Here is a 12,728-nt window from a genome sequence, read left to right as displayed (position 1 = left end):
ACCCGTTCCTACAGAGGACGGTGAATGGCTTAATACCAGCGCGGCTCGCCAGCCGGGCGCTTCTTGAAGCGCTTCATGCTCCACATGTACTGGCTGGGGTACTCGCGCACATAGCGCTCGACCACCTTGCTCATCGCCGCCGCCGACACATTCACGTCGGTGCTGTACATCTCCTCTGGCGCCGCCTCCAGGAACACCTTGAAGCCCGAGCCATCCGGCAACCGCAGCGCATGCAGGAATACACCTACCGCCTTGCCACCGGCCAGCATGTTCGGCACGAACTTGCTGGTCAGCGCCTGGGTGCCGAGGAACGGTACGAACACGCCCGCCGATTCCGCCGGCTCCGGGTCGGCAGGAATACCCACCTGGCCACCACGGCGCACTTCCTTGATCACGCTGAGGATGCCTTCCTTGGTCGACGGCGCCACGCGATTGCCCATCTGCACGCGCTGCTCGCGCAGCAGGTCATCCACCGCCTTCAACTTCGGCGGGCGGTAGAAGATGATCGGTTTGCACTGGTTGCAGTAGAAGTGGTTCAACACTTCCCAGTTGCCCAGGTGGCTGGTGATGCCGACCACCCCTTTACCTGAGGCCAAAGCCTGCTCCAGCACTTCCAGGCCATGCACTTCCTTGACCAGCTCCAGCGAGCGTTGTGGCGGCCAGATCCAGGCACAGGCACTTTCGACAAAGGATTTACCGATATCCCGCAGCGCCTGGCCCACCAGTTGCTCACGGGCAACCGGGTCCATCTCCGGGAAGCACTTGGCCAGGTTGATCCGTACCACGTTGCGCGAACTGTTGGGGATTTTCCACATCAGCCAGCCAATACCGGCGCCGACACGCTGCACAGCGCCCCAGGGCAGCTTGGCAAACAGGCGCAGCACCCCGACCATCAGGGCGCCCTTGAACTTTTCCACAGGCGAATTCCTTATTTCAGCAAGGCGCGCATTGTAACCCCTCAGCGCAACAAGGCGGCGTAGCGATCGCAGTCGGTGGTGTGGTCCATGACCATGCCGGTGGCCTGCATGAAGGCGTAGCAGATGGTCGGACCGACGAACGTGAAGCCAGCTTTCTGCATGGCCTTGCTCATTGCCTTGGCTTCATCGGTGACCGCCGGCACGTCGCTGCGCTGCTTGAAGTGGTTGATCTTCGGTGAGCCGCCGACGAACGACCACAGCCATTCGGCAGGGTTATCCACAGCCAGCCAGGCCTGGGCGTTGCGCCTTGCGGCCTTGAGCTTGAGGCGATTGCGGATGATGCCTGCATCCTGCATCAATTCTTCGATGCGTTCGTCGCTCATGGCCGCCAGCTTTACGGGGTCGAAGCCGTACATCACCTGGCGATAACGCTCGCGTTTGCGCAAAACGGTAATCCACGAAAGCCCCGCCTGGAACCCTTCGAGCAAAAGCATCTCGAAGAGCAACGCCGGGTCGCGCTGTGGCATTCCCCATTCCTGGTCGTGGTAGGCCTGGTACAACGGATCGTCGGTACACCAAAAGCAGCGTGGCATAAGGCTCCAATGAGTAGAGGGCGAGGCGAATCAGGTTATACTCCCGCTCTTTACATCCGCATCCCCAGATACAGGTGAATTTCGTGAGCCAGCCTACGCCAGCCGTGCGTACCTTCCAAGACCTGATCCTCGCCCTGCAGAACTACTGGGCAGCTCAAGGTTGTGTGGTACTTCAGCCCTACGATATGGAAGTAGGCGCCGGCACTTTCCACACCGCTACATTCCTGCGCGCCGTGGGTCCAGAAACCTGGAACGCCGCCTATGTGCAGCCTAGCCGTCGTCCTGCCGACGGGCGGTATGGCGAAAACCCCAACCGCCTGCAGCACTACTACCAGTTCCAGGTGGTGCTCAAACCGAACCCGGCCAACTTCCAGGAGCTGTACCTCGGCTCGCTGAAAGCCATCGGCCTGGATCCGCTGGTGCACGACATTCGTTTCGTCGAAGACAACTGGGAATCGCCGACCCTCGGCGCCTGGGGTCTGGGCTGGGAAATCTGGCTCAACGGCATGGAAGTCACCCAGTTCACCTACTTCCAGCAGGTTGGCGGCATCGAGTGCTACCCGGTCACCGGTGAAATCACCTACGGCCTGGAGCGCCTGGCCATGTACATCCAGGGCGTCGATTCGGTGTACGACCTGGTGTGGGCCGACGGCCCGTTCGGCAAGGTCACCTATGGCGACGTGTTCCACCAGAACGAGGTGGAGCAGTCGACCTACAACTTTGAACATGCAAACGTCGACAAACTGTTCGAACTGTTCGATTTCTACGAAAGCGAAGCCAACCGCCTGATCAAGCTGGAGCTGCCGCTGCCGACCTATGAAATGGTCCTGAAGGCATCGCATACCTTCAACCTGCTGGACGCCCGCCGCGCCATCTCGGTAACCGAGCGCCAGCGTTACATCCTGCGTGTACGTACCCTGGCCCGGGACGTGGCGCAAAGCTATCTGCAAGCCCGCGCACGCCTGGGCTTCCCGATGGCCACCCCTGAACTGCGTGACGAAGTGTTGGCTAAGCTGGAGGCTGCACAATGAGTGCTCAAGATTTCCTGGTAGAACTGGGCACCGAAGAGCTGCCACCCAAGGCCCTCGCCAGCCTTGGCGACGCCTTCCTGGCCGGTATCGAAAAAGGCCTGCAGGCTGCTGGCCTGAACTACACCGGCAAGCAGGTGTACGCCGCGCCGCGTCGTCTGGCCGTGCTGATTCGCCAGCTGGACGTGCAGCAACCTGACCGCAGCATCAACATCGACGGCCCGCCCCTGCAGGCTGCCTTCAACGCCGAAGGCGAGCCGACCCAGGCTGCGCTGGGCTTCGCCAAGAAGTGCGGTGTGGAACTGGCCGAGATCGACCAGAGCGGCCCCAAGCTGCGCTTCTCCCAGCACATCCCGGGCAAGGCTACCGTTGGGCTGCTGCCGACCATCGTCGAAGATTCGCTGAACGACCTGCCGATTCCCAAGCGCATGCGCTGGGCGGCCAGCCGTGAAGAGTTCGTGCGCCCGACCCAATGGCTGGTGATGCTGCTGGGCGATCAGGTGGTCGATTGCACCATCCTGTCGCAGAAGGCCGGGCGTGAATCCCGTGGCCACCGCTTCCACCATCCGGAAAACGTGCTCATCACCACCCCGGCCAACTACGTCGAAGACCTGCGCAAGGCCTACGTCCTGGCCGACTTCGCCGAGCGCCGCGAGCTGATCAGCAAGCGTACCGCAGAGCTGGCCATGCAGCAGGAAGGCACGGCCATCGTGCCACCGGCGCTGCTGGACGAAGTGACCGCACTGGTCGAGTGGCCGGTGCCGCTGGTGTGCTCGTTCGAGGAGCGTTTCCTCGAGGTGCCGCAAGAAGCCCTGATCACCACCATGCAGGACAACCAGAAGTACTTCTGCCTGCTGGACAGCGAAGGCAAGCTGCTGCCGCGCTTCATTACCGTGGCCAACGTCGAAAGCCGCGACCCGAAGCAGATCGTGCAAGGCAACGAAAAAGTCGTGCGCCCGCGCCTGACCGACGCCGAGTTCTTCTTCAAGCAGGACAAGAAGCAACCACTGGAAACCTTCAACGAGCGCCTCAAGAACGTGGTGTTCCAGGCTCAGCTCGGCACCGTGTACGACAAGGCCGAACGTGTTTCCAGGCTGGCCGCCTTCATTGCTCCGCTGATCGGCGGCGACGCCCAGCGCGCTGGCCGTGCCGGCCTGCTGTCGAAGTGCGACCTGGCCACCGAGATGGTCGGCGAATTCCCTGAAATGCAGGGTGTTGCCGGTTACTACTACGCGCTCAACGACGGTGAGCCGGAAGACGTAGCCCTGGCCCTGAACGAGCAGTACATGCCGCGCGGTGCAGGCGCCGAGCTGCCGCAGACCCTCACCGGTGCTGCCGTGGCCATCGCCGACAAGCTCGACACCCTGGTGGGTATCTTTGGCATCGGCATGCTGCCTACCGGCAGCAAGGACCCGTACGCCCTGCGCCGTGCTGCTCTGGGCGTGCTGCGTATCCTGATCGAGAAGCAACTGGACCTGGACCTGACCGGTGCGGTTGAGTTTGCAGTCAAGCAGTTCGGCGCCAAGGTCAAGGCCCCCGGCCTGGCCGATCAAGTACTGGAGTTCATTTTCGACCGCCTGCGCGCGCGTTACGAAGACGAAGGCATCGACGTGGCCACGTACCTGTCGGTACGCGCACTGCAGCCAGGCTCCGCCCTGGACTTCGACCAGCGCGTACAAGCCGTGCAGGCGTTCCGCAAACTGCCGGAAGCCGAGGCCCTGGCCGCGGTGAACAAGCGCGTGTCGAACCTGCTGAGCAAGGCCGAAGGTGCCATCGCCGAGCAGGTCGAGCCGAAGTACTTCGACAATGCCAACGAGTTCTCCCTGTACTCGGCCATCCAGCAGGCCGACCAGGCCGTGCAACCGATGGCTGCGGCACGTCAGTACAGCGAATCGCTGGCCCGCCTGGCGGCCCTGCGTGACCCGGTCGATGCCTTCTTCGAGGCGGTCATGGTCAACGCCGAAGACGCCAAGGTACGTGCCAACCGTTATGCCCTGCTCAGCCGTCTGCGCGGCCTGTTCCTGGGCGTGGCTGACATTTCGCTGCTGGGGTAAGCCTTGAAACTGCTGATTCTCGACCGTGACGGGGTGATCAACTACGACTCCGATGCGTACATCAAGACGCTGGAAGAATGGGTGCCGATCCCCGGTTCGGTCGATGCGATCGCGCAGTTGAGCAAGGCGGGCTGGACGGTGGCCGTGGCCACCAACCAGTCCGGCATTGCCCGTGGCTACTACCCGCTGGCAACCCTTGAGGCCATGCACGCGCGCCTGCGCGCGCTGGTGGCCGAGCAGGGCGGTGAGGTGGGCCATATCGTGTATTGCCCGCATGGGCCGGACGAAGGGTGCGATTGCCGCAAGCCCAAGCCCGGCATGCTGCGGGCGATCGCCGAGCATTACCAGATCGGCCTTGAAGGCGTCTGGTTCGTCGGCGACAGCAAAGGTGACTTGGAGGCCGCCCTGGCCGTCGGTGCACAACCCGTGCTGGTGAAAACCGGCAAGGGCGAGCGGACCCTGGAAAAAGGCGTCCCGGAAACTACACTGATTTTCGACGATCTGGCAGCTATCGCCAGAGAACTAATTTAAACAGTGCGCCTTCTGGCGCATTTTTCTCAGGCGGGCATGCCCCGCAATGGTACAAGCCACTATGTCGATCCTGCAGGCGATCAGAATCTTTCTTTTTTACCTGCTGCTGGGCACCAGTTCGCTGCTGTGGTGCTCGCTGAGCTTCTTCGTCGCGCCGTTCCTGTCGTTCCCCAAGCGCTACAAGTTCATCAACGTGTACTGGTGCCGCTGCGCGCTGTTTCTGGTGCGCACCATCCTGGGCATCGACTACAAGATCACTGGCGCCGAGAACGTGCCAGCTGAGCCTTGCGTGATTTTGTCCAATCACCAGAGCACCTGGGAAACCTTCTTCCTGTCCCAGTACTTCTCGCCGCTTAGCCAGGTGCTCAAGCGCGAGCTGCTGTATGTACCGTTCTTCGGCTGGGCCATGGCCATGCTGCGGCCCATCGCGATCAACCGCGACAACCCAAAGGAAGCGCTACGGCAGGTAGCGAGCAAGGGTGACGAACTGCTCAAGCAGAAGACGTGGGTGCTGATTTTCCCAGAAGGCACCCGTGTACCGTTCGGCACCATCGGCAAGTTCTCGCGCGGCGGTACCGCCCTGGCCGTGAATGCCGGGCTGCCGGTGCTGCCGATTGCCCACAACGCCGGCAAGTTCTGGCCCAAGACCGGTTGGGGCAAGCGTGCCGGTACAATCGAAGTGGTAATTGGTGAGCCGATGTACGCCAACGGCACGGGGCCACGTGCCATTGCCGAACTCAACGACCGCGCTGCAGCTTGGAACGAAGCGACCCAGCGGGCCATGGGATCGCTGCCGCCAGCTGCGGAAAAACCTCAGGAGCAGATGGCTTGACCTTCTGTGGATAACTTGTGTGCAGTTTTTGGATTAAATGCTTGAATTGATACCTAAGTGTATGAATTTTATAGTTATTTCTTTGTATGAATTTTTTCTGAAAATCGTGCATAAGTTTTTTTGAGGCATAAGAAAACCGGCTTTTACAGCCGGTTTTTTTATGGCATGTGGACATCAGACTTTGTCGATATCTACATCCTTGGTTTCTCTCAGACAGAAGATCCCAACCACCAGGCTGATCCCGGTCACCAGCACCGGGTACCACAGCCCGTAGAAGATATCCCCGGTATAGACCACCAGCGCAAACGATACGGTAGGCAGGAAACCACCAAACCAGCCATTACCAATGTGATAGGGCAGCGACATCGAGGTGTAGCGGATGCGGGTCGGGAACAGCTCGACCATCACCGCCGCCAACGGGCCATAGGTCATGGTCGCGATCAGGATCATCGCCACGATCAGTACCACCACCATTACCTGGTTGACCTGCGCAGGGTCGGCCTTGGCCGGGTAACCAGCCTGCTCGATTGCAGCACGCATGGCGGTTTCGTCAAAGCCGTTGATGGTCTTGTCACCGATGTTGACCACCACTTCACTGCCGGCCACGCTAACCGAGCTGTACGGCAGGCCCTGCTTGACCAGGAAGGTCTTGACCTTGTCGCACGGGCTGTCAAAACGAGCCTTGCCCACTGGGTCGAACTGGAATGTGCAGCCTTGCGGGTCGGCGGTGACCACGATCGGCGCCTGACGGCTGGCAGCGTCGATCTGCGGGTTGGCGTAGTGGCTCAGCGCCTTGAACAGTGGGAAGTACAGTACCGTGGCCAGCAACAGGCCGAGCATCAGGATCGGCTTGCGGCCGATACGGTCGGACAACCAGCCGAAGAACACGAAGAACGGCGCGCCAATCACAACGCTGATGATGAGCAGGGTGTTGGCCTGAGCCGAGTCCATTTTCAGCATCTGGGTCATGAAGAACAGAACGTAGAACTGCGCCGTGTAGAAGGTCACAGCCTGCCCCGCGTTGATGCTGAACAGGGCGGTAAGCACCACTTTCAGGTTTGGCCAGGAGGTGAATGACTCACGGATGGGCGACTTGCTGACCTTGCCCTGAGCCTTCATTTTCACAAAGGCCGGCGACTCGTGCATGCTCATGCGAATCCAGGTGGAGATCGCCAGCAGCACGATCGACAGCAGGAACGGCAAGCGCCAGCCCCAGGTTTCGAACTGGTCGCCACTGATATACCGGCTACCCAGCACCACCAAGAGCGACAACAACAGGCCCAGCGTTGCGGTGGACTGGATGAAACCAGTGTGCAAGCCACGCTTGCCAGGCGGCGCATGCTCGGCCACGTAAGTGGCTGCACCGCCATACTCGCCGCCCAGCGCCAGCCCTTGAAGCATGCGCAGGATCACCAGGATGATCGGTGCGGCGATGCCGATGCTGGCGTAGGTGGGCAACAACCCCACAGCGAAAGTGGACAGGCCCATCAGCACGATGGTGACCAGGAAGGTGTACTTGCGCCCGATCATGTCACCCAGGCGGCCGAACACCAGCGCGCCAAACGGCCGCACCAGAAAGCCCGCAGCGAAGGCCATCAGGGCGAAGATGAAAGCGGTGGTATCGTTCACGCCAGCGAAGAACTGCTTGCTGATGACCGCTGCCAGCGCACCATAGAGAAAAAAGTCATACCACTCGAAAACCGTCCCGAGGGATGACGCGAAAATGATCTTGCGTTCTTCACGGCGGCTGGAGCTACTGGCCGCCGCCCCCTGCTCTTGGATGTAATCCGACATCGTTGCTGTCCTCGGCCCTTAGGCCACAGTGATTATTCTTGTTGTTCCACTGTCGGCGACTTCTGACCGCAAGCCGCCGGTACTGCACGCACCCGGGTCAGGGCGTCGGTAACGCGTCTTGGTTCAGGTAGGTCTGGGTAGCAGCTCCTTTGAGGATCAGTTGCGCCGCCTTTTCGGCGATCATCAGGGTGGGGGAACACGTATTGCCGGAAGTTATCTGCGGCATGATCGAAGCATCAGCCACGCGAAGACCGGGGATGCCATGCACGCGCAACTGGTTATCCACAACGTCCATGGCACCGTTGCCCATGCGACAGGTACCGACCGGGTGGAAGATGGTGGTGCCGATCTTGCCAGCGGCCTCGAACAGGTCTTCCTCGCTTTGCAGCGCCGGGCCCGGCAAATATTCCTTGGGCTCGAAAGCGGCGAGGGCAGGGGCCTGGACGATGCGCCGGGTAAGGCGAATGGCATCGGCAGCAACCCGCAAGTCCTGCGGAGCACTGAGGTAATTGGGGTCGATCCGCGGCGTGCTGTTCATGTCGGTGCTGCAGATGTCGATGCGCCCGCGGCTGGCCGGGCGCAGGTTGCACACCGAGGCAGTAAAGGCCGGGAACTGATGCAACGGCTCACCGAAGCGTTCCAGTGACAGCGGCTGCACGTGATACTGAAGGTTGGCGGTGGCCTGTTCGGGGCTTGAACGCACGAACGCGCCTAACTGGCTCGGCGCCATGGCCAGCGGCCCGCTACGGTCGTAGAGGTAACGCAGGCCCATGCCCATCTTGCCCCACAGGCTGTTGGCCATCTGGTTCAAGGTACGGCTGTTGCGGATCTGGTAGATCAGGCGCAGTTGGAGGTGGTCCTGCAAGTTGCCACCAACGCCTGGCATATCGTGTCGAACACCAATACCCAACCTTTCCAGCAACTGACGCGGGCCAATGCCGGAGCGCTGGAGAATGCCCGGTGAACCTACCGCCCCAGCACAGAGGATGATCTCGCGGCGCGCCGCAAACTCATGCCAGGCCCCTTGCCAGAGCGCCTTCACCGCCCTTGCGCGGGTGTTGTCGAGCAGTACCTGGTCAACCTGCACGCCGGTCAGCACAGTGAGGTTGGCGCGATCCTTGATCGGCCGCAGGAAAGCTTTGGAAGCGTTCCAGCGCACCCCGCTGCGCTGGTTGACCTGAAAATATCCACAACCTTGGTTGTCGCCGGTGTTGAACTCGTCGACCTTGCCAATACCACTCTGCTCGGCGGCATCACGGAAAGCATCAAGGATCGGCCAGCTGTAGCGTTGGCGCTCGACCCGCCATTCGCCGTCCGCGCCATGGTGCTCGCTGGCGCCGGCAAAGTGGTTTTCGCTGGCCTTGAACAGGGGTAACACATCTTTCCACGCCCAGCCGTCGTTGCCTTGCGCGGCCCAATGGTCATAGTCCGCGGCTTGGCCTCGCATGTAGATCATGCCGTTGATCGACGAACAGCCACCTAGCACCTTGCCCCTTGGATAACCCAAAGCGCGACCGCCGAGCCCAGGCTGTGCCTCGGTCTTGAAGCACCAGTCTGTGCGCGGATTGCCGATGCAGTAGAGGTAACCGACGGGGATGTGGATCCAGGGATAATTGTCACGGCCACCCGCCTCCAGCAGCAGCACGCGGCAGGAAGGGTCGGCGGACAAACGATTGGCCAGCAGGCATCCGGCAGGACCGGCCCCTACGACCACGTAGTCGAAGACAGAATCGGCTGATGGCATGTGCAACCTCGCGCCTGTTTTTTATTCTTGTCCCGATCCATCTTAGTGAGTAATTTCGTGGATGAAACACGAAATTTCGCGCAGCCGCTGTGCGTTTTAGCACAGTGGCAAGCCTGTACCGACCTCTTCGCGGGCTCGCCCGCATCTCAGGGATCCCGTTACCTTCAGGGTGTTCACCGCACCTGTGGGAGCGGACATGCCCGCGAATAGGCCGGAACGAACTGCCAAAAAGGACAAGCATGTTCGACTGGAATGATCTGCGGTTTTTCCTCGAGTTGCAGCGCAGCGGCCGCCTGCTGACCGCCGCCAAGCGCCTGAACACTACCCACAGCACCGTGGCCCGGCATATCGAGAGCATCGAGCAGAGCCTGGGGACCGCGCTGTTCGTGCAGCATGCCCAGGGCTACGAGCTGACCCCCTCGGGCCAAGCCCTGCTCAAGCATGCCGAAGCCATGGAGAACGTCGCCTTGCTGGCACAGGAGGAAATCACCCAGTCCATCACCCCGCTGGGCAAGATTCGCCTGGGGGTAACCGAAGGCATCGGCATCATGTTCTTCACCCCACGCATGAACGCGTTGTTCGAGCGCTACCCCGGCCTGGAGGTGGAATTGGTAGCGGTGCCGCGCTTCGTCAGCATCCTCAACCGCGAGGCAGAAATCAGCATCCATCTGGAGCGGCCCAACGCCGATCTGCTGATCACCCGCAAACTCACCGACTACCGCCTGGCGCTATACGCCAGCCAGGCCTACCTGGACCGCGCGCCGCCACTGCGCCACCGCGAAGACCTGGCCCGGCACAGCTGGATCGGCTACGTTGACGATTTGCTGTTCAGCCAGGAACTGCTGTTTCTCAACAGTTTCTGCCGAGTACCCAACGTGGTGTTTCGAAGCACCAGCGTGATCGCCCAGCAAGCCGCCGCCCGCGCCGGGCTGGGCATCGCCGTGCTGCCCAACTACATGGCCCGCCACGACCCGACACTGGTGCGCGTGCTGCCGGGAGAAACCATCCAGCGCAGCTACTGGATCTGCACCCGCCGCGAGCTGCACAAGTCTGTGCGCCTGCGGGTGGTGTGGGACTACCTGCTGGCGTTGTGCGCGGCCGAACAAAGCGAGTTGCTAGCCGAGTAGAGCCTTGCCGGCCAACAACAGGGCAGCGGCCCAACCTGCCACGGCAAACATCTGCTGCAGACGCGGCCCGGCCAACCTGGCTGCCAAAGGCCGCGCCAGCAGCAGACCGAGCACTGCGCCGACGGCAAACGGGGCGCCAACCTGCCAGTGCATGACGCCCGCAAGGCTGGCGCTGACCACACTGCCGGTAGAGACCAGGGCAATCACCGCCAGCGAGGTGGAGACGATGCTGGCCATGCGCAGGTTGGTGTAGCGGTTCAGGGCAGGGATGATGACGAACCCCCCACCCACGCCCAGCAAGCCGGACAACAACCCGGACAAGGCACCCGTGAATGCCAGTGCGCGCGCGCAGGGCAGGGTCCAGCGCAAACGACCCTGCAGCGGGTTCAGCACACACGGCTCGATAAAGCGATGAGCGCCATTGGCTTCGCCACACAGTTCTTTGGCCGCCTTGCGCCAGATGCGCAGGCAGGCATAAACCAGCACGCCGGCGAATACCACCTGCAACGGTGCATTCGGCAGGCGGTGCGCCAGCATCAGCCCGAACGGCGCTGCTGCAACACCAACCAACGCGATGAACAGCGCAGCCCGATAACGCACCAGCCCTTGGCGCAAGCCCAGCACCGCACCAACCGCTGATGCCAAACCTACAGCCAACAGGCCCACCGGTGCCGCTTCGACCATCGATAGCCCCAGGCCGAACACCAGCAAGGGTACTGCGAGAATGCCACCGCCTGCGCCGGTCAGCGCCAGCACCGCGCCGATGATTGCGCCCAGACCCGCCCCTAACAGTTGATGCTCGATCACTGCCCACCCTCGGCTACCAGCTGCGGGCGTGCCAACCACTCGCGCCCCTTGAGCATGCCTTGCCAGTACAGCGGTGGCAGCGCCTGTGCCTTGAGCAGCCAGGCCAGACGGGTCGGCTTGCGGCCATCCAGTAACCAGTTGGGGAAGCTCGGGGCCAGCTTGCCGCCATAGGTGAACTCGGCCAGGACGATCTTGCCGCGCTCGACGGTAAGCGGGCACGAGCCATAGCCGTCGTACTGGGCCAAGGTCGCCAGCCTGCCCAGCGCCACCAGCACATTATTGGCGACCACCGGTGCCTGCTTGCGGGCCGCAGCGGCGGTCTTGGCATTGCTGGTGTTAGCCACGTCACCCAGGGCATGAACGTTGGTGTATTTGCGATGGCGCAGGGTATGCGGATCGACGTCAACCCAGCCGGCGCTATCAGCCAAGGGGCTTTCGCGAATGAAGTCTGGCGCCATCTGTGGCGGTACCACGTGCAGCATGTCGAAGGCCTCGATGCGCGTTTCGCTGCTGCCGTCGGGCAGGGTACGCAAGAATGTAGCGCGCTTTCCCGGGCCGTCTACTGCTACCAACCTGTGGGAGAAGTTGAGGTCGACGGCGTATTTCTCGATGTACTTCATCAGCGCGGGCACATAGTCGGCGACACCGAACAGTACGGCACCCGCATTGTAGAAGCTGGCTTTCACCGCCCCCAAATGGCCATGGCGCAGCCAGTGGTCGCAAGACAGATACAGCGCCTTCTGTGGTGCACCGGCGCACTTGATCGGCATGGGCGGCTGGCTGAACAACGCGCGTCCTTGCTTGAGCTTTTGCACCAGCTCCCAGGTATAGGGTGCCAGGTCGTAGCGATAGTTGGAGGTGACACCGTTGCGGCCCAGGGTCTCGCTGAGCCCATCAATGGCCGCCCAGTCCAGCTTGAGGCCGGGGCAGACGATCAGCTGTTCATAGCTGATGGCGCGACCATCATCGAGGATGACCAACTGGGCCAATGGGTCGAATCCCTTTACCCACGCCTTGACCCAGCGCACACCGCGAGGAATGGTCGACGCCATGGTGCGGGCAGTGCTTGGTGCCTTGAACACACCGGCACCGACCATGGTCCAGCCGGGTTGGTAGTAGTGCACTTCGGCAGGGTCGATCAAGGCGACGTCCAACGATGGGTCGCGGCTGATCAGGCTGGAAGCAGTGGCGATTCCGGCGGCACCGGCACCGACGATGACCACCTTGTGGTGGTCGGTATTGGCAGGGGACAACAAGGCAGGCATGGCGGTAAATCCTGGAAATCTGATTATGGGGGCAGG

Annotated in this window: 11 protein-coding genes; 5 read left to right on the top strand and 6 right to left on the bottom strand. The window is 61.7% G+C overall.

Annotated features, from left to right (window positions below):
- Positions 1-29: 29 nt before the first annotated feature.
- Complete coding sequence (locus ACF8O8_RS14550; RefSeq protein ID WP_003253121.1) at positions 30-917, bottom strand: lysophospholipid acyltransferase; 888 nt, start codon at positions 915-917, stop codon at positions 30-32.
- Between the two features lie 41 nt (positions 918-958).
- The gene (locus ACF8O8_RS14545) at positions 959-1,510 is read right to left on the bottom strand and encodes a DNA-3-methyladenine glycosylase I (RefSeq protein WP_392509891.1); all 552 of its coding nucleotides are present in this window, start codon (positions 1,508-1,510) and stop codon (positions 959-961) included.
- An 83-nt stretch (positions 1,511-1,593) separates the two neighbouring features.
- Between ACF8O8_RS14545 and glyQ the strand changes: the two genes are divergently transcribed.
- From glyQ to ACF8O8_RS14525, 4 genes are read left to right on the top strand one after another with little or no spacing between them, the layout of a single operon-like run.
- Positions 1,594-2,541 carry a glycine--tRNA ligase subunit alpha gene (gene glyQ, locus ACF8O8_RS14540; protein WP_003253126.1) on the top strand — a complete coding sequence of 316 codons (948 nt, stop codon included), beginning with the start codon at positions 1,594-1,596 and terminating at the stop codon, positions 2,539-2,541.
- Complete coding sequence (gene glyS / locus ACF8O8_RS14535; protein WP_392509890.1) at positions 2,538-4,592, top strand: glycine--tRNA ligase subunit beta; 2,055 nt, start codon at positions 2,538-2,540, stop codon at positions 4,590-4,592. Before glyQ ends, glyS begins: the two co-directional genes overlap by 4 nt.
- Before the next feature lie 3 nt (positions 4,593-4,595).
- A complete protein-coding gene (gene gmhB / locus ACF8O8_RS14530) occupies positions 4,596-5,123 on the top strand; it encodes a D-glycero-beta-D-manno-heptose 1,7-bisphosphate 7-phosphatase (protein ID WP_003253129.1) in 528 nt (175 codons plus the stop codon).
- A 46-nt stretch (positions 5,124-5,169) separates the two neighbouring features.
- Positions 5,170-5,955 (top strand): 1-acyl-sn-glycerol-3-phosphate acyltransferase, encoded by a 786-nt coding sequence (locus ACF8O8_RS14525; RefSeq protein ID WP_010951467.1) that lies wholly within the window; start codon positions 5,170-5,172, stop codon positions 5,953-5,955.
- Between the two features lie 174 nt (positions 5,956-6,129).
- Here ACF8O8_RS14525 and ACF8O8_RS14520 read toward each other — a convergent pair whose 3' ends face one another.
- On the bottom strand, positions 6,130-7,749 hold the full coding sequence (locus ACF8O8_RS14520; RefSeq protein ID WP_010951466.1) for an MFS transporter: 1,620 nt from the start codon (positions 7,747-7,749) through the stop codon (positions 6,130-6,132).
- Between the two features lie 97 nt (positions 7,750-7,846).
- Positions 7,847-9,493, bottom strand: a complete 1,647-nt coding sequence (locus tag ACF8O8_RS14515; protein ID WP_392509889.1) for a GMC family oxidoreductase — start codon at positions 9,491-9,493, stop codon at positions 7,847-7,849.
- Between the two features lie 239 nt (positions 9,494-9,732).
- Between ACF8O8_RS14515 and ACF8O8_RS14510 the strand changes: the two genes are divergently transcribed.
- On the top strand, positions 9,733-10,620 hold the full coding sequence (locus tag ACF8O8_RS14510; protein ID WP_392509888.1) for a LysR family transcriptional regulator: 888 nt from the start codon (positions 9,733-9,735) through the stop codon (positions 10,618-10,620).
- Here ACF8O8_RS14510 and ACF8O8_RS14505 read toward each other — a convergent pair.
- Positions 10,609-11,427 (bottom strand): sulfite exporter TauE/SafE family protein, encoded by an 819-nt coding sequence (locus tag ACF8O8_RS14505; protein WP_049588437.1) that lies wholly within the window; start codon positions 11,425-11,427, stop codon positions 10,609-10,611. The genes ACF8O8_RS14510 and ACF8O8_RS14505 overlap by 12 nt on opposite strands.
- Positions 11,424-12,692 (bottom strand): FAD/NAD(P)-binding oxidoreductase, encoded by a 1,269-nt coding sequence (locus ACF8O8_RS14500; protein ID WP_392509887.1) that lies wholly within the window; start codon positions 12,690-12,692, stop codon positions 11,424-11,426. Before ACF8O8_RS14500 ends, ACF8O8_RS14505 begins: the two co-directional genes overlap by 4 nt.
- Between the last annotated feature and the right edge of the window lie 36 nt (positions 12,693-12,728).

Source organism: Pseudomonas sp. TYF_14, assembly GCF_043105275.1.
Classification (GTDB): domain Bacteria; phylum Pseudomonadota; class Gammaproteobacteria; order Pseudomonadales; family Pseudomonadaceae; genus Aquipseudomonas; species Aquipseudomonas alloputida.
The sequence above is the reverse complement of the archived record's forward strand: the minus strand, read 5'-3'. Positions and strand labels throughout refer to the sequence as shown.

Excerpts from the sequence above, each read along its gene's own strand:
- ACF8O8_RS14545 (WP_392509891.1), bottom strand. The coding sequence starts at position 1,510 with ATGCCACGCTGCTTTTGGTGTACCGACGATCCGTTGTACCAGGCCTAC.
- glyS (WP_392509890.1), top strand. The coding sequence starts at position 2,538 with ATGAGTGCTCAAGATTTCCTGGTAGAACTGGGCACCGAAGAGCTGCCA.
- ACF8O8_RS14525 (WP_010951467.1), top strand. The coding sequence starts at position 5,170 with ATGGTACAAGCCACTATGTCGATCCTGCAGGCGATCAGAATCTTTCTT.
- ACF8O8_RS14520 (WP_010951466.1), bottom strand. The coding sequence starts at position 7,749 with ATGTCGGATTACATCCAAGAGCAGGGGGCGGCGGCCAGTAGCTCCAGC.
- ACF8O8_RS14515 (WP_392509889.1), bottom strand. The coding sequence starts at position 9,493 with ATGCCATCAGCCGATTCTGTCTTCGACTACGTGGTCGTAGGGGCCGGT.
- ACF8O8_RS14510 (WP_392509888.1), top strand. The coding sequence starts at position 9,733 with ATGTTCGACTGGAATGATCTGCGGTTTTTCCTCGAGTTGCAGCGCAGC.
- ACF8O8_RS14500 (WP_392509887.1), bottom strand. The coding sequence starts at position 12,692 with ATGCCTGCCTTGTTGTCCCCTGCCAATACCGACCACCACAAGGTGGTC.